20 protein-coding genes are annotated in these 21,445 nt (G+C 36.6%); 4 read left to right on the top strand and 16 right to left on the bottom strand.

Annotated features, from left to right (window positions below):
- The 4 genes from ABYT26_RS13910 to ggt form a co-directional block, all read right to left on the bottom strand.
- Positions 1 to 435 (bottom strand): hypothetical protein (locus tag ABYT26_RS13910; protein ID WP_372754917.1); only part of this gene is annotated, 435 nt, incomplete at its 3' end.
- A gap of 201 nt (positions 436 to 636) precedes the next feature.
- Positions 637 to 2,106 (bottom strand): capsule assembly Wzi family protein, encoded by a 1,470-nt coding sequence (locus ABYT26_RS13915; RefSeq protein WP_372754919.1) that lies wholly within the window; start codon positions 2,104 to 2,106, stop codon positions 637 to 639.
- Entirely contained in the window at positions 2,099 to 2,638 is a 540-nt protein-coding gene (locus tag ABYT26_RS13920) for an NUDIX domain-containing protein (RefSeq protein WP_372754921.1), read from the bottom strand. The genes ABYT26_RS13915 and ABYT26_RS13920 overlap by 8 nt, the downstream gene beginning before the upstream one ends.
- A gap of 386 nt (positions 2,639 to 3,024) precedes the next feature.
- The gene (gene ggt / locus ABYT26_RS13925; protein ID WP_372754923.1) at positions 3,025 to 4,722 is read right to left on the bottom strand and encodes a gamma-glutamyltransferase; all 1,698 of its coding nucleotides are present in this window, start codon (positions 4,720 to 4,722) and stop codon (positions 3,025 to 3,027) included.
- Positions 4,723 to 4,918: 196 nt separating this feature from the next.
- On the opposite strand from ggt, the gene ABYT26_RS13930 reads away from it, so the two are divergent.
- The gene (locus ABYT26_RS13930; protein ID WP_372754925.1) at positions 4,919 to 5,437 is read left to right on the top strand and encodes a nitroreductase family protein; all 519 of its coding nucleotides are present in this window, start codon (positions 4,919 to 4,921) and stop codon (positions 5,435 to 5,437) included.
- A gap of 187 nt (positions 5,438 to 5,624) precedes the next feature.
- On the opposite strand, the gene hisIE is transcribed toward ABYT26_RS13930, so the two are convergent.
- From hisIE to hisG, 8 genes are all read right to left on the bottom strand, one after another.
- Positions 5,625 to 6,245, bottom strand: coding sequence for a bifunctional phosphoribosyl-AMP cyclohydrolase/phosphoribosyl-ATP diphosphatase HisIE (gene hisIE, locus ABYT26_RS13935; protein ID WP_372754927.1), 621 nt, complete (start codon positions 6,243 to 6,245; stop codon positions 5,625 to 5,627).
- Positions 6,246 to 6,259: 14 nt separating this feature from the next.
- Positions 6,260 to 7,015: an imidazole glycerol phosphate synthase subunit HisF gene (gene hisF, locus ABYT26_RS13940; RefSeq protein WP_372754929.1), complete on the bottom strand. Its 756-nt coding sequence runs from the start codon at positions 7,013 to 7,015 to the stop codon at positions 6,260 to 6,262.
- A 2-nt stretch (positions 7,016 to 7,017) separates the two neighbouring features.
- Positions 7,018 to 7,749, bottom strand: coding sequence for a 1-(5-phosphoribosyl)-5-[(5-phosphoribosylamino)methylideneamino]imidazole-4-carboxamide isomerase (gene hisA, locus ABYT26_RS13945; protein ID WP_372754931.1), 732 nt, complete (start codon positions 7,747 to 7,749; stop codon positions 7,018 to 7,020).
- A 77-nt stretch (positions 7,750 to 7,826) separates the two neighbouring features.
- Complete coding sequence (gene hisH, locus ABYT26_RS13950) at positions 7,827 to 8,417, bottom strand: imidazole glycerol phosphate synthase subunit HisH (RefSeq protein WP_372754933.1); 591 nt, start codon at positions 8,415 to 8,417, stop codon at positions 7,827 to 7,829.
- 2 nt (positions 8,418 to 8,419) lie between these two features.
- Complete coding sequence (hisB, locus tag ABYT26_RS13955; RefSeq protein WP_372754935.1) at positions 8,420 to 9,574, bottom strand: bifunctional histidinol-phosphatase/imidazoleglycerol-phosphate dehydratase HisB; 1,155 nt, start codon at positions 9,572 to 9,574, stop codon at positions 8,420 to 8,422.
- Entirely contained in the window at positions 9,571 to 10,635 is a 1,065-nt protein-coding gene (hisC, locus tag ABYT26_RS13960) for a histidinol-phosphate transaminase (protein ID WP_372754937.1), read from the bottom strand. The genes hisB and hisC overlap by 4 nt, the downstream gene beginning before the upstream one ends.
- A complete protein-coding gene (gene hisD / locus ABYT26_RS13965) occupies positions 10,635 to 11,927 on the bottom strand; it encodes a histidinol dehydrogenase (protein WP_372754939.1) in 1,293 nt (430 codons plus the stop codon). Before hisD ends, hisC begins: the two co-directional genes overlap by 1 nt.
- Positions 11,928 to 11,944: 17 nt before the next feature.
- Positions 11,945 to 12,805, bottom strand: coding sequence for an ATP phosphoribosyltransferase (gene hisG, locus ABYT26_RS13970; protein WP_372754941.1), 861 nt, complete (start codon positions 12,803 to 12,805; stop codon positions 11,945 to 11,947).
- Between the two features lie 819 nt (positions 12,806 to 13,624).
- Between hisG and ABYT26_RS13975 the strand changes: the two genes are divergently transcribed.
- The 3 genes from ABYT26_RS13975 to ABYT26_RS13985 all read left to right on the top strand — a co-directional run bounded on the left by ABYT26_RS13975 (position 13,625) and on the right by ABYT26_RS13985 (position 16,004).
- Positions 13,625 to 13,972 (top strand): P-II family nitrogen regulator, encoded by a 348-nt coding sequence (locus ABYT26_RS13975; RefSeq protein ID WP_372754943.1) that lies wholly within the window; start codon positions 13,625 to 13,627, stop codon positions 13,970 to 13,972.
- Between the two features lie 35 nt (positions 13,973 to 14,007).
- Complete coding sequence (locus ABYT26_RS13980; RefSeq protein ID WP_372754945.1) at positions 14,008 to 15,249, top strand: ammonium transporter; 1,242 nt, start codon at positions 14,008 to 14,010, stop codon at positions 15,247 to 15,249.
- A gap of 173 nt (positions 15,250 to 15,422) precedes the next feature.
- Positions 15,423 to 16,004, top strand: coding sequence for a DUF3332 domain-containing protein (locus ABYT26_RS13985; protein WP_372754947.1), 582 nt, complete (start codon positions 15,423 to 15,425; stop codon positions 16,002 to 16,004).
- Positions 16,005 to 16,122: 118 nt separating this feature from the next.
- On the opposite strand, the gene ABYT26_RS13990 is transcribed toward ABYT26_RS13985, so the two are convergent.
- From ABYT26_RS13990 to ABYT26_RS14005, 4 genes are all read right to left on the bottom strand, one after another.
- On the bottom strand, positions 16,123 to 17,580 hold the full coding sequence (locus ABYT26_RS13990) for a glycosyltransferase (protein WP_372754949.1): 1,458 nt from the start codon (positions 17,578 to 17,580) through the stop codon (positions 16,123 to 16,125).
- A complete protein-coding gene (locus ABYT26_RS13995; RefSeq protein ID WP_372754951.1) occupies positions 17,577 to 18,770 on the bottom strand; it encodes a HEAT repeat domain-containing protein in 1,194 nt (397 codons plus the stop codon). The genes ABYT26_RS13990 and ABYT26_RS13995 overlap by 4 nt, the downstream gene beginning before the upstream one ends.
- Positions 18,771 to 18,786: 16 nt before the next feature.
- Positions 18,787 to 20,115, bottom strand: a complete 1,329-nt coding sequence (locus ABYT26_RS14000; protein WP_372754953.1) for a YaiO family outer membrane beta-barrel protein — start codon at positions 20,113 to 20,115, stop codon at positions 18,787 to 18,789.
- A gap of 98 nt (positions 20,116 to 20,213) precedes the next feature.
- Positions 20,214 to 21,386, bottom strand: a complete 1,173-nt coding sequence (locus tag ABYT26_RS14005) for a hypothetical protein (RefSeq protein ID WP_372754955.1) — start codon at positions 21,384 to 21,386, stop codon at positions 20,214 to 20,216.
- Positions 21,387 to 21,445 lie beyond the last annotated feature (59 nt).

Here is a 21,445-nt window from a genome sequence, read left to right on the forward strand (position 1 = left end):
GGTCAACTGGTCCAACTTATCGTACCATTTATCAATCGCGGACATTTCAGAGCCATCCCATGTAGCGGAGAATAGAATGGTTTTTTTATTCTCATCCAAACCAATCTCCCTTTTTAGTTCCTCCAGATAAGTTTCAGAATAAGTTCCATTAAAGGCATCATCCATCTTCGGGAATCCCAAGCCAACACCAGAGGTTATTCCAACCTGTTGGGCTTCCTCTACCTCCTTTGAACTCGAGAAATGAAACTGATTAAACATATTATAGCCTTTCACGCCTGCAAAATGTTTAAAATGATAGGCTCCATGTCGCATTCCAATACGAATAATTTTTGATTCTGGAAATAGGTAACAAGCCTGTCTACACATAATCACACCTTTAGGATATACAGGTAAAGTTCTCGATTCAATACCCATAGATTTGAGCTTCCTTTTCATGGCTTTGTTTTTTACAACAACAGGAAGAGGAATCAATGAATTTTGGACATTTTTAAAAATATCCAAATCCAATTCATTGGCACAATAAAACACGACTTCTTTTCTTTTTTTGAAAAGATTCAAAACATTCCAAACTAATTTATAGGGTACTTTTAGTAAGTAATAGGAAAAAACCATGCAAAAAAACTTATGAATTAATAACTACTTTTTACTAAACAAACCTCTATGAGTCAAATGAATTTGAAAACCAAAATTATCATCCAAGTAATCTCCCTGATCCATTGCGATACTCGTTGATATTAGAAATGGAAAGTTGTTTAAAGGAGGTAAACTAAGCTCTAAAAGATAAGATTGTTGTTTTAGAGGATCGGGATAGGTATAGGTTTTGTAATAATTTTCCTCCTCGTATCCATTCCCATCATTCTTCAACAAAGCATTTCCGTAATTTTTAGAATAAGTAAACATGGCCTTGTATTTAAATTTTCCCACTTCCCCTGTTAATCCAAAGTGATGAGCTTCAATGGCATTATTACTAATTCCCGTAACAATTCCATCAGTCAAACTTGGTGTGATTAAAGGCAAACCAATAGTTCTTTGATAGCTGGTCCAACCCGAGCGATAAACACCATTCGCAAAATAGTTATCAAAACCAATTACCGGCTCTTCTTCTCTATCTGGATCTACATTGTAACCACTCTGATCTTTCGTGCAAAAGTACTCATACATAAAAGAGGACAAAAATTTCGATTGCTTCAGCTTCAAGAAAAAACTCACATTCCAATCCTTAATATCTTTGAGATGCTTCATATCGCCTGATTTATCTTCATTCATACTTTTAAAGCCCAATTCCATTTGGTATTGGAACTTATTGTATGCAAACTTAAATACATTCTGACCCAAATGATTACCTCCCTTGTTCAAACTCTCAGTTATCGACTCATTCCCATCAGTATCAGTTAATACCTCTCCCGAACGAACCAACACAGCATCCAAAAAAGTATCGAAGCCACCCAAATTGCCATAAACAGGAGAAGTTCCTCCCCACTCTACATAGTGATCCAATCCTATAATGAAAGAAAAACCGTGATCTCTTCCTACTCGTAAAAAAGCACTCTTATGATGCACATTCGTATTGTCAACATATCTATTATCAAGCATAATTCCGTTCGAAAAAACTCCTTTTATGCTTAGCAAATTATTCGTAAATGGTACAGGTACAAAATCAGAAAAACCAATACTTAACTCTGGGTAAGAACGAGAATTTGTAGAAAAAAGTAGATCCCCATTGGTTGCAGACAAACCATCATATTGAACATCATGATGTTTAACACCCAAATCCAGATTTAACTTTTTCCATATGGTAGAAAAAAACAGTTCATCCACCAAAAGATCACTCTCTTTCGATTGCGAAACAACTATTGATGCTGCATAAGAAAAATTGAAGTCGGAATCTGATTCTTTAAAATCAGAAAACACTTTTAACTGAATCAGGCCATTATTATCCTCGGGAACAATTCCGTACTTATTGGTATGCAACCAAAAGGGCAAACTATCGCCTGATACAGAAGAGGAAAGCCCTAGTTCATAATTCAATTCCCGTTTTTGCGCAGAACTGTAAAGCGACAAAGTGCATACAAAAAATAAAAACAGACAAATTTTAATTTTACTCATTAATCGATAGTTTATTTACAAAAGAACGAACAATTGATTTCATAGATTGTGAACCTATTTCTTCATATGGAATTTTTTCAGGAGGGTAAAATTCGAATCCTGAAATATCATCTTTTGCCCTCAAATTAGAAAAAGACTTAATTTTGCAAATATAGGCTAAATCCAGAGTGAATACCGTTAATCCTCCGTAAACATATTCATTCGGACAGGACATGAAGTAGGAAAATTCGGTGATTTCCACATCCAACTCCTCCTTAATTTCACGACAAAGTGCCTGTTCGGCTGTTTCCAAAACATCCACAAATCCGCCTGGCAAATCGAGCCTTCCCTTGTCGGGATTAACCGCTCTTCTTGTTAGCATAATCTCCCCTTTTTCATTCACAATAAGCGCAGCTACCGCAGCAGACGCATTCACATACCAATGAAAATTACAGCTTTCACACAAGAAAGAATTATCCTTTTTATAATGAAATTCAGAGGTGCCACAATGAGGACAATGGCGTACTACTTTTTGCGGATAAGTTGGACTCATTTTTATGTTCTTTTTTAATGAAGAACAAAACTAAGTGAATGAAACTTGTTTGACAACTAATAAGGCTTATTTATATTAGAAGAGATAAGCTACCTTTATTTGGATCAATATAAAATAAGGATCTGTTTTCGCCCTGTCTATTTGATGTCTTGAAAAAGTTACTACATTTAAACGCAATAATTTTTTAATGGGATGAGCCAAGCTCTCTTCTTTACAATCTGTTTTACAGGAGTTTATCTTTATCCAATTTCATTAAGTCGCTATTTTGATTCCGAAAAGATAGTATGGCCACCCATTATTTTATTTTGCTGACTAAAAAACAAGATCTAACCCAATTACCATAAAACCCAAAAAGGCAAGTCTCAATTGAGACTTGCCTTTTTAAATTAGTAGCCCGAAACAGAACTATCTTCATGTCTTTTAGTATCGGCCACACCAATAAATTTCCCCGAGTCATCGGCAAAAATAGTAGCCATCATTCCAATTTTATTCTGAACTTTAATCTTGTGACCTAATTCTTCTAGTTTTTCTTTCGCCTCTGAAGTAAGAGCCTTTGGCTCTACATAAACTTCATCGGGCAACCACTGAGAGTGAATTCTTGGTGCATCGACTGTCTGTTGAGGATTCATACCAAAATCTATTGCATTACTTATGGTTTGAAAAACAGAGGTGATGATTGTAGATCCCCCAGGAGAACCTGTAAGTAAAAACAATTTTCCATTTTTCTCAACAATGGTAGGTGTCATGCTACTCAACATTCTTTTTCCTGGTTGAATAGAATTGGCTTTTCCACCAAGTAAGCCAAACTGATTGGGAACTCCCGGCTTGCTACTAAAATCGTCCATTTCGTTGTTCAGAAAAAACCCACCTCCTTCTACAACTACTTTACTGCCATAATTACCATTTAAGGTCGTTGTAATGGCAATAGCATTTCCCTCCTGATCAGCAATAGAAAAATGAGTCGTTTCAAAACTCTCAATTAGTTCCACCTGACCCGCTTTAATTTGCTGCGAGTCTGTTTTTTTATCCATTTTTATATCCGCAAAGCGATCATTTAGATAATCTGCATCGAGTAATTTATCAACCGGAACCTGCGAGTAATCAGGATCACCGAGCCAAGTTGCCCGATCGGCATACACTCGTCGCTCCAATTCTACCATCAAGTGGATGTGTTCAACAGAACCAAAGCCTAATTCCCTCACTGGATATTTTTCAGCTCCTTTTAACAATTGCAGTAATGCAATTCCTCCGCTAGATGGTGGTGACATAGAAATAATGTGATAGGAACGATAATCTCCCTCTACTGGCTGTCTCCAAACCGATTCATAATCGTTCAAATCCTGAGCAGTAATTAAACCACCGTGCTTTTCCATCTCGGAAACAATCAACCGCGAAGTTTCTCCCTCGTAAAACCCTTTCCTACCTTTATCTCGAATTCGACGCAAACATTGAGCCAAATAGGGGTTCTTAAGTTTATCTCCTTTTTTAAAAGCTTCTTCTTTTACGTAGGGATTTGTTGTTTTTTCCTTATTTTGACTTTTAATTTGATCCTTATATGCATTTAACTTATTGGCCTCTAACAAACTCAAAACAACCCCATTTTCCGCCAATTGAATGGCGGGTTCCAATAAATCGCCCCATTCCATTCTCCCATATTTCTGATGCAGCCTTACCATTCCATCAACCGAGCCTGGAACTCCTACCGCCAAATGTCCTTTCTGACTCCAATCTGAATGTACATTTCCATCCTTATCGCAATACATCTCCTCAAAAGCTGCAGCTGGAGCTTTCTCTCTAAAATCTAATGAATTGTGCTCACCTTCAGCCGTACGAATCACAGCAAAACCTCCCCCCGCAATATTTCCCGCTCGCGGATAAACTACGGCCAATGCAAACTGAACTGCTACCGCTGCATCAAAAGCATTTCCCCCTTGCTGAAGAATTTCATTTCCTACCTGAGAAGCCAAATAGTGAGCCGACACTACAACTCCATGTTGAAAACTGTTAGACTTAGTGGAAAACGAGCAGGAAAAAAAAAGCAGAAATACGGCAAAAAGGGTTGGAAGTAATTTTGATCTACGCATAAAAACAATTTAAATGGATTCAGATTTGTGAAGATAAATAGGATTTGTTCAACAATATCAATTCATTCTAAAAAAGAGCTATTTTCTAACAAAAAAAGATTCTAACTTACAAAAGAAATACAAGTAAATCGAACTGAAGGATGAAAAACAGTTTAATTATTTCTATTTTTAAAAAGCAAGCTAAAAAATTAAACACATGTTAAAATTATTTTACCAAAGACGAAGCATTCGGAAATTTACCGATCAGCCAATCGAAGCAGAAAAACTAGATAGAATTGTGCAAGCAGCCCTACTAGCTCCTTCCTCGAAAAGCAAATATCCCTGCGAATTCATACTCATTGATCAAAAAGAAATCAATGAACAACTTTCCATGAGCAAACCTCATGGTGCGAGTTTTCTAAAAAACACACCCTACTCTATTGTTGTGGCAGCCGACACCGAAAAAAGTGATGTGTGGATTGAAGATTCCTCCATTGCGGCTTCTTACATTCAGCTTCAGGCAGAAAAAGAAGGTTTAGGATCTTGCTGGATTCAAATAAGAGAAAGAGAATATAGCCTCGACAAATCCTCAGAATCGTACATTCAAGATGTTTTAAAAATGCCTTCAAATCTAAAAATACTTGCAATTATTGCAATTGGCTATAAAGATGGCGAAAAACCTGCAAGAGAAGCATCCTATTTAAAAAGAGAGAAAATACATTATAATTCATTCTAAAACTAAAAAAATGAGGATCAAATTGATCCTCATTTTTCGTGTTTCTATATATCACTTATACAAAATTGGTATCGAAGATCGGCACCAAAACCAAGTATCAGACAGAAACTACTTGAATGAATGGAAATATTCAGTAAAGTCAGAAAAAAACAATACTTTCTATTTCTCCCTTTCATTTCCTGTTTTTTTATTTGCTATGGCGATTCACCAAAACATCCACAACTTCTTCTAATTTGTAATCTTTGGCTGCCAAAAGCACCAAATAGTGAAACATCAAATCGGCTGCTTCTCCCATAAAAAGCTCTTTATTATCATCCTTAGCTTCAATCACCAATTCGACAGCCTCTTCGCCTACTTTTTGAGCAACTTTATTGATTCCCTTTTGAAACAAACTTGCTGTGTATGATTTTTCAGACAAATTCTTTTTTCTCTCGGCAATTACCTGTTGCAACTGCAATAAAAAATCGATTGACGAAGCTTGATTTTCTTCTGCCCAACAAGTATCGGTTCCTTTATGACATACAGGTCCAACAGGATTGACCTTAACAAGTAAAGTGTCATTGTCACAATCCAAACTTAAATCTTTCAAATTCAAGAAATTACCACTCTCTTCTCCTTTGGTCCACAGTCTGTTTTTGCTGCGACTAAAAAAGGTAACTTTTCCGGTCTCTATTGTTTTCTCGTAAGATTCTTCGTTCATGTATCCCAACATTAAAACTTTCTGGGTTTGAACATCCTGAATGATTGCAGGAACAAGACCTTCACCTTTTTCGAAATCGATTTGTTTTCCTAATTCTTTAAAATTCATTTCTTTATATTACTTTAAATTCTTACTGGTATATTTTTCGTTTTCAGGTAATTTTTCAATTGAGGAATTTCAATTTCCTTAAAATGAAAAACACTTGCCGCTAATGCCGCATCTGCTTTCCCTTCGGTAAATGTATCGGCAAAATGCTCCATATTCCCCGCTCCTCCCGAAGCAATGATAGGAATATTCACCATTTCGGATAACTTGGCCAATGTTTCATTCGCAAAACCATTTTTGGTTCCATCATGATTCATGGAAGTAAACAGAATTTCACCAGCACCCAATCGCTCGGCTTCCAAAATCCATTCAAAAAGGTCGATTCCCGTTGCCAAACGTCCGCCATTCAGGTAAACTTCCCATTTCCCATCTGCCAGACGAGCATCTACAGCCACCACCACACATTGACTTCCAAAACGGGAAGCCAAATCGGAAATAAGTTGTGGATTTCGAACCGCCGAAGAATTTATAGACACCTTATCTGCCCCAGCATTCAAAAGAATCCCAACATCTTCGGGAGTAGAAATTCCCCCTCCAACAGTAAACGGAATGTTGAGTTCTTTGGCCACTTTCTGAACCAAATCAACAAGGGTTTTTCTCTTTTCGTGAGTAGCTGTAATATCTAAAAAAACCAGTTCATCGGCTCCTTGTTCTGCGTAGTAGGCGGCCAATTCAACAGCATCACCAGCATCGCGCAAATCCACAAAGTTAACTCCCTTAACTGTTCTTCCATCCTTTACATCTAAACAGGGTATTATTCGTTTCGATAGCATAATTATAAGATAAATTCGTTAACCAATTCGTTCATATCAATTCGCTTTTCGTAAATAGCCTTTCCGATAATTACTCCCCAGCAGCCAATTTCATTCAGAATTCGTACATCTTCGATATTTCCAACGCCACCACTGGCAACCAATTCCAAGTCTGGAAACTCTTTCATTACCGATTGATACAATTCAACTGCTGGTCCTTGCAACATTCCATCCTTCGAGATATCGGTACAAATAACTGTTTTCACGCCTTTTTTCTGATAGTTCTCCAAAAATTGAAACAAATGATAATCAGAATCTTCTTTCCAACCAGAAATGGAAACCATCTCATTCCGAACATCTGCACCCAAAATCATTTTTTCAGGCCCATATTTTTCCATCCATTTTTCAAATAATTTTGGATTCGAAACAGCAATACTTCCACCAGTTACCTGATTAGCACCTGACTCAAAAGCCAATTCAATATCTTCATCGGATTTTACACCTCCGCCAAAATCAATTTTTAAATTCGTACCTGAAGCAATTCGCTTAAGCACCTCCGAATTGCAAATATGTCCCGACTTAGCACCTTCCAAATCAACCAAATGCAAACGAGTTATTCCTAATTCTTCAAAACCTTTGGCTACCTGCAAAGGATCTTCGCTATATACTTTCTCGGTATCGTAATCACCTTTTGTGAGCCTCACACATCGACCTTTTATGGTATCGATAGCTGGTATTATTTTTATTCTTGACATGTACTTCAGATTTGAGGTATAAGATTTTAGACAATTAAATAGCCTCCAATTATCTATGAATTAAAACCGCTTTCTTTTTACAGATTAATAAAATTCTCCAGGATTTTCACCCCAACAGAACCTGATTTCTCAGGATGAAATTGACTAGCATAAAAATTATCTTTCTGGAGAGCGGCACTAAAATTCAATATGTAATTGCAGGAAGCCAATGTTTCCTTAGAACAAGGAACATAGTAGGAATGAACAAAATATGCATATTCTTTCTCGGATACACCTGTCAATAAACTTCCATTCAAATGTTCCAATTGATTCCATCCCATGTGAGGAACCTTTCGATCTTTTGTGAAACGTTTAACCTTCAGAGGAAATATTCCCAACCCTTTGGTATTGCTTTCTTCAGAACTTTCGCACATTAACTGCATGCCCAAACAAATACCCAAAACAGGTTGCTTTAGTTGCGGTATCAGTTGATCCAATCCATTTTTCCGCAAAGAATTCATGGCCCAGGCAGCTTCGCCAACACCAGGAAATATAACCTTATCAGCAGTCCGAATTACATCTTCCTGATTAGAAACAATAGGAGTTATCCCCAAACGCTCAAAAGCGTATTTTACAGATTGAATATTTCCAGCATCGTAGTCGATAATAACAATTTTCTGATTCTTCATATCTACAAAGTTCCTTTTGTTGATGGCAGTTGTAAACAATTTGCATCACGACGAATCGCCATGCGTATGGCTCTGGCAAGGGCTTTAAAAATCCCTTCTATTTTGTGGTGCTCATTTTTTCCTTCTGCCTTAATATTTAAATTACACGAGGCTCCATCCGAAAATGATTTAAAGAAATGATAAAACATCTCTGTTGGCATTCCTCCAATCATTTCGCGACTAAAGTCTGCCTCCCAAACCAGCCAGTTTCTTCCGCCAAAATCGATAGCAACCTGCGCCAAACAATCATCCATTGGCAAGCAAAAACCATAACGATCCAAGCCCAACTTATTGCCTAAAGCCAGCTTAAAAGCTTCACCCAAGGCAATGGCTGTATCTTCGATCGTATGATGTTCATCCACTTCTAAATCGCCTTTTGTGGTCACCTGCAAATTCACACCAGAATGTTTTGCAATCTGATCGAGCATGTGATCAAAAAATCCGATTCCCGTATCAAAACTTCCTTTTCCTTCTCCATCCAAATCCAAACAAATTTTGATTTGTGTTTCTTTGGTATTTCTTTCAACAGTAGCCGTTCTCTCACTCAATCGTAAAAACTCATATATTCGCTCCCACGACTCAGTTCGCAATGCAATATGCGCCTCTAATTCCTTTTTCGATTCCGACAATTCCTCGTCGCCAACATTTCCACTTGTAGAAATAAAAATTGCTTTCGCATTCAGATTTTTAGCCAATTCAATATCAGTCCACCGATCTCCAATTACCAATGAATTTTCTAAATCGTATTCCTCAGAAAAATATTTACTTAGCAAAGCTGTTCCCGGTTTTCTTGTGGGTGCATTCTCGTGAGGAAATGTTTTATCAATTACAACATCCTTAAATTCAATTCCCTCATTCAAAAAAGCTTGCATCATTTTATTATGTGCTGGCCAAAAAGTATCCTCAGGGTAAGAATCCGTTCCTAAACCATCCTGATTGGTTACCATTACCAATTCAAAATTCAATTGTTTAGCGATTTTTGCAAGGCCAGTAAAAACACCAGGATAAAACTCCAACTTCTCTAAACTATCCACTTGATAATCTACCGGAGGCTCCAAAATTAATGTTCCATCTCTATCAATAAAGAGAACTTTCTTTTTTATTCTTGTATCCTTCATGATTGTTTGTCAAATTTTGTGAGTGCAGCCCTTAAAATTTCATTTTCTTTTTCTGTTCCAATGCTTATTCTCACACAATTATTCAAATTCTTTATTTTAGATCGATCCCGAATAATAATTTCCTCAGTCAATAAATACTGATATAATTGACGGGCATCTTTCACTCGTATTAAAATAAAGTTAGCATCAGTAGAATAAACCTTCTCAACGAAATTCAAATCAGACAAAAACAGCTTCAAGCGATCCCGCTCTGTGAGAATTACCTCCACCTTTTCTTTGCAGGAATCAACATCTTTAAGCAATTTCAAAGCTTTTGCCTGAGTTAAACAATTCACATTATAAGGCGGTTTTATTCGATGCAAAACATCAATAATTTCTTTGGAAGCAAATGCAATTCCCAATCGAATTCCAGCCATTGCCCATGCCTTCGATAAAGTTTGTAAAATCACAAGATTTGGATATTCCGAAAGCTTTGAAAGCAAACTTTTTCCGGGAGCAAAATCGATATAGGCTTCATCAACAATCACAATTCCCTGAAAACTATTGAGTAATTGAAGCAACTTATTTTCTTCGAGCAAATTGGCAGTTGGATTATTCGGTGAACACAGAAACAACATTTTCGATTGCGCATCAACTGCAGATAAAACAGCCTCCACATTGGGCTGAAAATTATCATCTAAAGGCACTTCCCGATTCTCTATAGCATTTACTCCCGCTGCCACTTCGTACATTCCATAAGTTGGTGTGCAAATAATTACATTATCGCGATTAGGCTCGCAAAAAGCTCGAAACAGAAGATCAATCACCTCATCACTTCCATTTCCGAGAATCATATTTTCAGAATTCACCGCTTTTACTTCGCCCAAACGTTTTTTTAATGTTCTTTGCAAAGGATCCGGATAACGATTCACACCATTATCATATGGATTTTCGTTGGCATCTAAAAATACAGAACCTTTGCCTGAAAATTCGTCCCGAGCAGAAGAATAAGGCACCAATTTTTTCACATTCTCACGAATCAGCTCGTTCAAATTAAAGCTTGTTTGTAGTTTTGATTCCATCACGACTTATTTTTTATTTTATTCAAACGAAGCGTTACAGCATTACAGTGAGCATCTAATTGTTCGGCTTTGGCCATGGTTTCGATAACAGGTCCCAAATTCAGAAGACCATTCTCACTTATTTTCTGAAAAGCAATGTTTTTCATAAAAGACTCGAGACCAACACCCGAATAAGCTTTAGCTGCTCCATTGGTTGGAAGGGTATGATTAGTTCCCGAGGCATAATCACCAGCACTTTCAGGAGTGTAGTGTCCCAAAAATACAGAACCTGCATTTTTAATTCCATCAACCAAAGAATTTTCATCCTTAACCGAAAGAATCAAATGTTCGGGACCGTAGTAATTACTCAATTCGAGGGCTTCCTCTTTTGATTTCACCAAAATAATTTTAGAATTCTCCAAAGCCTTGGCTGCAATCTCCTTTCGAGCCAGTAATTGCAATTGCTTTTCCAACTCCTCTCCTACAGAAGCAATTAATTCTTCACACCAGGTAACCAAAACCACCTGACTGTCGGCACCGTGTTCAGCCTGCGACAAAAGATCAGCTGCAACAAATTCTGCTTCAGCACTTTCATCCGCCAAAACCATTACTTCCGAAGGTCCTGCAGGCATATCAATAGCAACTCCAATTCTGTTTGCTCGCTGTTTAGCTGCCGTAACATACTGATTTCCGGGACCAAATATCTTATGTACTTTGGGTATTGATTCGGTTCCATAGGCCATACCTCCTATTGCCTGAATGCCACCCACTTGAAATACTCGATCGATACCCACAAGCTTACAAGCATATAAAATGGCAGGATGAATTTGTCCCTCTTTTCCTGGAGGAGTGCAAAGAATAACCTCTTCACAACCTGCCAACTTAGCTGGAATTCCTAACATTAAGACCGTTGAAAATAAAGGAGCACTGCCGCCGGGAACATACAAACCTACCTTTTCGATCGCAGTCGATTTTCGCCAACAAGAAACACCTTTACTCGTTTCAATTCGTTTGGTTTCCTGAAATTGCGCAGAATGAAATAGCCTGATATTCTCTGCAGCGATAGCCAGTGCATCTTTTAATTCTTGATCCAGCAAGCTTTCCGAAGCATTGATAGCTGCCTCACTCACTTCTGTTTGATCAATTTTAACCCTATCAAATTGCATCGTATAATCAAACAAAGCCTTATCACCTTGTTTTCTCACCTTTGCAAAAACCTGATTCACGGTATCTTCTAATTCATCCACATTAATTAGTGGGCGACTTAAAATATCATTCCAGGACTTTTTTAATGGATATTTTATTACTTGCATCTTCGTAGGAATTTAACTTACAACACCATTTTCTGAATCGGAATAATCAAAATTCCCTCAGCTCCATTAAGCTTTAATTGATCAATAACACCCCAGAAGTCATTCTCATTTATTACCGAGTGAATAGAACTCCAACCCTTCTGAGCCAATGGTAAAACCGTTGGACTTTTCATTCCTGGCAATACTTTTATAATGTCTTCAACGCGATCGTTTGGAGCATTCAATAGAATATACTTGTTATTTTTGGCAGCTAGCACCGATTTCATTCTAAACAGCAAACGCTCTAGTATTGCACTTTTAATGTCGCTAATGTTTTTATTCGCAACAAGGCAAGCTTCCGACACCAATACTTCTTGTACCTCAACCAATCCATTTTTAAACAATGTACTTCCAGAACTTACCAAGTCGCAAATTCCATCTGCCAAACCAATATTAGGGGCAATTTCAACTGAACCCGAAATAACATGAATTTCACAATTCAGATTATTAGCTTTTAAGAACTGTCTCAAGGAATTTGGATAGGAAGTGGCAATTTTTTTTCCATTGAAAAAGTCCAATCCTGTGTACTCCACATCTTTTGGAATAGCCATGGCCAAACGACATTTCGAGAAACCCAATTTTTGAAGCACTTCAAGTTCCTTTTCTTTCTCGATGATAACATTCTCTCCTACAATTGCAATATCAGCAACTCCGTCCTGAACGTACTGTGGAATATCTGAATTTCGAAGGTATAAAACTTCCAATGGAAAATTCGAAGCATTCGCCTTTAATTGATCCTTTCCATTGTCTATAGAAATTCCACACTCTTTCAAAATTCGTAATGAATCTTCCTGCAGTCGACCTGATTTTTGGACTGCAATTTTTAATTTCTCTCCCATGATTATTTTTTTTTGGTGCCCAATTTGGTAGTCATCTCAGGCAAAAAAAAACGCCCTACTGATATTCAGTGGGCGTTTAAATGTTAGTTAAAATATTTTTATGAATACTGCACAACATCCTTAGCTCACCTTTGGGTAAGTATAATGATGATGATGATGAATAGCAGTTGATCTCATTCTTTCTTTTAATTTGAACGCAACAAAGATTGGTAAATTATTTTAAGCATCCAAATCTCTCGGACAAACAATTCTATTTTTTTGTTCATTCAATCCATTACCATTATTAAAATAGAACAAACAACTTAACTTCACATTTAAAAATAAGAAGCAACAAAAAAATAGGGGTACATCAATCTAAAAAGTATTTTTTTGAACCTAACCCCCTTTCGAAATCGTTGTAGTCAAAAAAACATTCACTTTTTTACAAATTACCCCCAATTTACCATTGTCTTTTTAATTTTTTTGATACTTTTACGACATCAACCCCTAACAATAGGTAGTGTATCTAATAGAAAATATGTTTTTTCAAACAATACCCCCTCTTAAACTCAGGTTGACTTCAAAAACAAACTATTACTAACTATTATTATAGAAAACCTAAATTTTACCACATGCAAAATCATCATTCAGGTCTTCGAAATAACAGAACCACTCATTTCGAAGAAAAAGACAATCTATCACCTTCATTAATTTATCGACAGAAGTCGAATTTACGCTTGGTCTAAACCCGAAACCCGAGATTCCTTAATCCGGGGAATCTCGGTGTTTTCACACAAGAGTAAATAATTATGATTTGAAAAACTACAAAAATATTAGTTTATGAAAAAGATAGAAGCAATTATTCGCAAAACAAAATTTGAAGATGTTAAAAAAGGCTTACATGATGTTGGTATTGATTACTTATCATTTTGGGATGTAAGAGGAGTAGGAAAATCTGTAGAAGAAAGAGTTTATCGCGGTGTAATCTACGACACCAGTAGTATTGAAAGAACTATGATTTCTTTTATTGTACGAGATAAATATGCTGACAGCTGTATTGTTAGTATTCGTGAAAATGCTTTTACAGGCGAAGTTGGAGATGGAAGAATCTTCGTTTACAATGTTGAAGATGCCTACCGCATCAGAACAGGAGATTCAGGTGATCGTTCCCTTTATGACGAAGAATAATCAACAACTTTAATTAACCAAAAAAATTACCTATTATGGAAGAAGCAGTTACTTTAGATACATTACAAGCGGCCATTGCTGAAACTGGTCACTCACTTGATATAGTTTGGGTATTAATCGGAACAGCACTCGTTATGTTTATGCAACCTGGTTTTGCTATGGCAGAAGCAGGTTTTACCCGATCAAAAAATACAGCCAACATCCTCATGAAAAACCTTGTGGATTTTGCTGTTGGTTCGATATCCTTTTTTCTAATTGGATATGCCTTGATGTTTGGAACCGACATGGCAGGATTAATTGGAAAACTTCCCTTTATGGAAGATGTTAGACCTGACATTGATTTATCCTTTTTAATGTTCCAAACTGTTTTTGCCGCAACAGCCGCAACAATTGTTTCGGGAGCAGTAGCGGAAAGAACCGAATTCAAAGCTTACGTATTCTTTAGCATTGTTACAACAGCAATTGTTTACCCAATATCAGGACACTGGATTTGGGGTGGTGGATGGTTAAGCGAGCTTGGCTTTCACGATTTTGCTGGATCAACAGTTGTTCACTCTGTAGGTGCTTGGATGGGCTTAGTTGGAGCTGCTATTATTGGTCCTAGAATTGGAAAATACAACGGAAAAGTAAATGCAATCCCTGGTCACAACCTTACATTTGCAGCCTTAGGAGTATTCATCCTTTGGTTTGGATGGTTCGGCTTTAATGCTGGGTCACAATTGGCTGCAAACGGGTTAGCTAATACTGTCGCTATTTCACACATATTCTTAACAACGAACCTATCTGCAGCAGCAGGTACATTATCGGCCTTGGTCATTAGTTGGATCAGATATAAACGTCCAACTCTTTCCTTGAGTTTGAATGGATCCCTTGCTGGATTGGTTGCAATTACAGCAGGTTGTGATATCGTTTCTCCGGAAGCAGCAATCATCATTGGACTACTTGCTGGTGCTGCTCTTGTATTTGGTGTTGAATTTTTCGACAAAGTATTGCGCATTGATGATCCTGTAGGTGCAGTAAGCGTACATGGAGTTAATGGAGCTCTTGGAACAATTCTAGTAGGATTCTTTGCTACTGATGGCGGAGTCTTTTACGGAGGAGGATTCGAATTACTTGGAGTTCAAACTTTGGGCGTAGTCGCTGTAGCCGCCTGGGCAATAGGAACCGCCTACATCATCTTTAAGGTTCTGGATTTAGTCATAGGATTAAGAGTTTCTGCTCGTGTTGAAGAAGAAGGTCTTGATATTTATGAACATGGAGAGAATGCATACCAATAACACTTACCAATAAACTCGTTTCTCGAGAGTGGCAAGGCACAATAAGTGATCCTTGCCATTTTTTTTTAGATAAAGACTTTAATTTCTCATCAACATTTGTAATTTCATAAAAAAAAATGATTCTAATTACAATTGATAATTAAAACACAGTACACACAAAAAAAAAGAACCTCATGAAAAAAGTAAATGTATTTTTATTGGCCTGTCTTTTTCTAGGCCTAAGCATTGGACAAACTGGCTGCTATGGCCCTTTTCGCCTCACAAAAAACTTACACGAATGGAATAGCACTGTAGGTGATAAATTTATTAATGCATTGGTATTTTTTGCTTTTATTGTCATCCCTGTTTACCAAGTTGCTATTTTTATCGACGGTGTGGTACTAAATACCATTGAATTCTGGACAGGAGATAATCCTGTTACCATGGGCGATCACGATAAAGATGTTCAAATAGTACAAAAAGATGGAAATAAATACCGAATTACGGCTACTAAAAATAAATTTCACATCGAACAGATTAAAGGAGAAAACAAAGGAGAAACTGCGGAATTGATTTTTAACCCAGAAAACAATTCCTGGAGTTTAAAAGATGGAAATAAAGAATTACGCAAATTGGTCGATCTGAACATGGAAGCCAACTTAATTCACATCTACAAACCCAATGGACAAGTGGTTACAATGGATCAAAACACTACCAACCTGGCTAATATCAAGGAACAAATTCAATCTGAATCAATCCACTGGGCCCTAAAGTAAAATAAAAACAACAAGAAAACGACCCCAAATGTTTTGTCTAACATTTGGGGTCATTTTATATCCTTCGTAACTAATCTATTTCTCTTTTTCCTCTGTCACTTTAGTATTTCTACATCAATCAAGATTTAGATTTGTTTACTTTTATCTTATCCTTGGTGTGAAGAAAGCCTTTTCGTTCCATTTTTCCCCAACTTCTATTTCCATTTATGTACTCAATATTTCCTTTCACAGCATAAAACAAACTTATAGGGTGAAGTAAAAATGGCTCTAACAAGGCAGCTACCCACAAACGAAGCACATCCGTTTTTTTCTCGTAGCGATGAAAAGTAAGCTCCTCATATAAAATAGCTACAGTAGAGTAAAACACCGCAAATGCATATACAAACAAAAATGTGATCATGATAAAATCGAGACTTAAATTATTGGTGAAAAATAATATACACGCATAAATAATTCCGACAAGCTCAACTAAAGGTGCCAACCACTCAAAAAGGAACCAATATGGATACCCCAACAAACCCATGACTCCATACTGCGGGGAAAAAAATATTTTTGAATGATCCGTCAAGGTCTCAATTGTTCCACGAGTCCACCTACTACGCTGTCTTCCGAACACTTTCACATTTACAGGCACCTCTGTCCAGCACAAAGGATCTGGAACGTATTCAATTTTATATTTTTCACGATTCTCGGCCATGTATCTCCGGATTCGAACCACCAATTCCATATCCTCACCAATTGAATGTGCATAGCCACCGCTCTCCACCACAACTTCACGATCGAACATACCCATTGCTCCAGAAATGATAATCAATCCATCGAGTTTAGCCCATGCCATTCTACCCATTAAAAAGGAACGAGTATATTCAAGTACTTGCATACGAGCCAAAATATTTCGGGGAACCCTCACATCGGTAATTCTTCCTTTTTCGATGGAACATGAATTGGCAATTCTTACCACTCCACCAGCTGCAATCACTCTTCTATCGGTACGTTCCAAAAATGGCTTCACCAATTTCAAAACTGCATCTGGCTCCAGAATAGAATCTGCATCAATGGCCATAAACAAAGCATTTTTGGCCACATTAATTCCCGCATTCAAAGCATCGGCTTTTCCACCATTTTCCTTATCAACTACCACTAAATTGGAGTAAGTAGGAAGAGGAGACTTGTATATCCCTCTTACTTCCTGAGTAGGAATTTCTTCATTCAAAGCAAAATTAACCTTTTCCAACTGAAAAGCAATCCTCAAATCTTCAAAAGTTGAGTCGCTACTGCCATCGTTAATTACAATAACCTCAAAATTGTTGTAATGAATGGTATAAATCGATTCTACATTATCAACAATTGTTTTGGCCTCGTTATAAGCAGGAACAATCACTGATACCGATGGTGCCAATGGCGAATCCAATATCACATTATAATCTACAAAACCATTCTTCTTCAAATAAAAATTCAAAGCCACTGCAGAAATGATACTCAGAACCGTATAGCTAAAAATCAAAAGAAAGGCATAAGAAATGAAAATCTTATCCAAAAAGAAACTTATAAATCTTACAAATTCATCGTAATTCATATTCTCGGGTCTAAAACATGATTGATTATTTTCGTCATTTGCTCATCGCAATTTTCGGAGTATGATTTTAACATTGCCATTCCTTGCTCACCAATCATCACTAGTGATTTACAACATTCCATTTTAATCTCAAACTCCTCCGAATTTAATTTATCCAATAAAAAATCTATTTCACTAGCCAAACGAAGCTTACCAATTGATCTTATTATATTGATTTTATTAGAGGTTTCCTCAAGAAAATACATATCTTTCAATTTCGAAACGGCCTCAACATTTTTCAAATCAACCAAGGTTCTAATTACCTTTCCCTTTACCAACTCATTGTCATGATAAAGTAATTCCATAACTTTGGGAGCTGCTTCCTTTTGTTTTAATACACGAATCATATCCAAACAAAACATCACTACCGAATCGTTCCAATGATCTAGCCACAAATGAAACTCAGGAATTTCAATTCTTTTTTTTCGGATCAAATCAAAAACATTGATTTGTTCCCAAACGGTAAAAGGTTTTTCCTGCGAATCGAGAAAAGCGAACGGAACAAAAGGCAGTAATTTTATCAAGCCCATTTGGCTCTCTATTCTTAAAACCTCATTTGAGCCCTGAAGAAAGTCGATTATCATTTTATTTTCAGACTTAACCCTCATATGACTGAGTTCACGAATGGCACGAATTTTATGATGCCAGCGTTTCTTAAGTTTTTTTCTAGAGTCTTCATCTAATTTCATCTCCATATACAAACGTCGCAGTTTACCACTAAGCTGTTTATTCTCGGCCGTATCAATAGCAATTAGCACGTTAATAATTACATTTCTATGAAATGTGGATTTATTATTTTTAAGTTCAGCTAGTTCTTTTTTTGGCAGATCATTCATTAAAAAACGAACAATAATCTTTGAATATTTACGAAATAAGTATTCTGTTTTCTTCTTTTTGTAAGCAATGTACAATTTAAAAAATAGTATTAATGGAAGTAGAATTAGTAAAGCCAGAATAAAAACAATAATCAAATAGATCATTAGCCTATTGACTAAACTATATGGCATGCGTTCAAAAGTATACTGAATATAGGATTGCACTCGATCTATAAACTGCATTAAAAAATTGAAGCACAGCACAAAAGCATCCAAAACACCACTTATATGACGAATTAGCTGGTTAAAATTTATTATACTTAAATATTCCTGCATCCTATTTTAATTTACTCTAAAATTGATACGACAAGTTCACCGACAGGTAAAAAACATTGCGATTCTGGCTTACCTGATATTCTTCCCGCTCGTAACCTACCTTCACTAAATACAAAAAGCGATCTGTTAACAAACGATCCTGATAAGACAGTCTCAATGATCTACTTTTAAACTTGTAAACCTCTGTTGTAGAAACAATTTCAGTGTCTGAATCGGTATCCAGATAATTAAAGGAATAAATTTGGGTTTCATCAGGCGACACTCCTGTTCCCAATTCAATCCCCAAATAATTTTTGGAATTTCGCAAATACCTTCTAGCTGCCAACCAGTACGATTGCGAAAGCTCTCCATCATTTGGGGTTAAATATGTACGAAAGGAAAACCAGTAATTCCGGTAATATTTCGCTAAAGAAGCCGTGAAAGTGAATATATCTTCATTGCCATAATCAGTATCAAACAGTAAGTATCTAAATCCAGCAGAAGCCTCAAACTCGTTGGGTAACTTATGATACAATTCGGCCCCCATTCGGTGTCGGGGAAATAAATCATCAGGAGAATAGCCATAATTTAAGTAGGCATAACTCAATTTAGAAACTCGCGGATAAGCATCCACTTCGAACTGTTTGGCTAGCCCTTTGGACCAAAAGCTCTCTCCATCCTGAATTAAATCGCCTAAATTGATTTTTCCGATTAGCGTTCCCCAGGAATTACGCCGAGCCAATTGAAAGGAACTCAAATGCCATTTTCGAGTATATGGTTTTTTGTAATATTCATAATCATGTTGGTAAATCGCCTTGTAAATCATTCGTGACGATTTGTATTGGCTCAATAAGGCCAGTCCTTCTTCATTGTTAGGGTTCAACTCTAATAAGTCATCAAGAACCTGAAAAGAACTACTCTCCTCACCTAATTCCTGCAGAAGTTTTATTTTATTGATTAAAAAAGTTTCTTCGTTGGGGTAATACGAAAGGCCATTTTCACAATTCAGAAGTGCTTTATCAGGATTTCCAGCCCATTTTTCCAGATCAATAATCGCGAACAGAGCATCTTTGTTATCCGCATCCTCGGTCAATACTTTTTCTAGTTCCTCTCGTCCTGATTGAAAATTTTTCTCCCATGAAAAAGTCCTGCCAATTAATATTCTGGCATCATAAAATTTCGGTTTTTCATTCAAGATATCATAACAAATAGATCGAGCCTCTGATCCATTTCCCGAAAAGGCCAACTCTCTTGCCTTATTGAACTCATCAGTAATATTTTTTGCGGACACCTCTACTTCCTGAGCAAAAGATTGCCCTGTATATAAAAAGAGGAATAAAATAAAAAAAAGTAAGTATTTAACCATACATAAAATATTAGTTATGTCAATTTTAAATAAAAAGAATGAACAAAAGTCTCACTTTAAATTCAGTTTTTCAAATAATAATAATAATAATAATAGGTTTAATCCACATAAACCAATCTATGAGCCTTACGCTCTGCAATAGTATCCATCAGACTTTCCATAAATGGCTGATAATATTTCCAAAAAAACATTTTTCTATCCTTTACCTGATTGGCACTATAAAAGGCTCCACTCAGTGTATTTATCCCTCTAAAATAGGAGGAATAAATCCCCATTTGATTATCAGAAAAATCACAGGCGAAATACAAAAAATGGTATTCCTGATCGTGTTCTATTATGGCTGGAAACCTATGAGGAAGGTGATAACGATCCAGCAACTTTTTTCCTTTGCTGTTTACATCCAAAGAAAACCAAGCTAAAACTTCATTGCGCGAATCGGTGGTATTGATATCGAACCAATATGGATAGTAAATGGTTTCGGGAACATTGTATTTTGCCTGAGTAGCTTTTTCACTTTCCAAAATGGGAAATCGGCTATTTAAATCCTCCTTTGCATCTAGAATAACAATTTGTTCTTTATCATTGACAAGGACAATTCCGGCATTCTTAAAATTGTATTCTTTGTTGTAATTCTTCTCATACAAATCTGGCACCCAACGAGGAATTTCTTCATCGATTATCGTATCCAGAGTATGGTAGTATTTACCTACCCATCCATTCCATTCCACTCCAAATAATTCTTCGGCTTTTTTACGGACAGGTTCAGAAGTAGGCGATGCAGTAAAATTAAATTCAGCAAGAATAGTTTTTCCTTTTTCTTTCATCTTTTGTAGCAAAACCAATTCGGGCGCTTTCAGTCCACCATAAAACAGGGATATGGTATCCTTTCCATAATCTGGATGACCTTTCCAGTTGGTATTGTAAATTCCATAAGTATCGGCAAAGAAAGCCAGATCCAAAGAATCTGCTAATTCCGAGAAATCATCTTCGTTAAGAGCACGCAAATCATTAATGCTATACTCTCCATCCTCTTTGGGGTGAAAGCCATAGAAATCCTCCGAAAAATTATATCCTTCTCCATCCTGCTTCACCCATCGCATTTGATTGGCTACCCAAAAAAAGGACAAATGCTCAGAATAATCATCATTTGGCGTTGTTTTATCAAGAACAAGAAGATTAATTCTTTCTTTTGCTTTTAACTTCCAACTAATCCAGGAAAAGATGGGAATCATTAAAATTAAAATAATAAACAAGCGTAATAGTTTCCACATTGAATCATTTTTAGGATAAATCGACTAGTATAGTCGTATAGTTACTAATTAAAGAAAAA

The sequence above is a fragment of the Labilibaculum sp. genome (genome assembly GCF_041595635.1).
GTDB lineage: Bacteria > Bacteroidota > Bacteroidia > Bacteroidales > Marinifilaceae > Labilibaculum.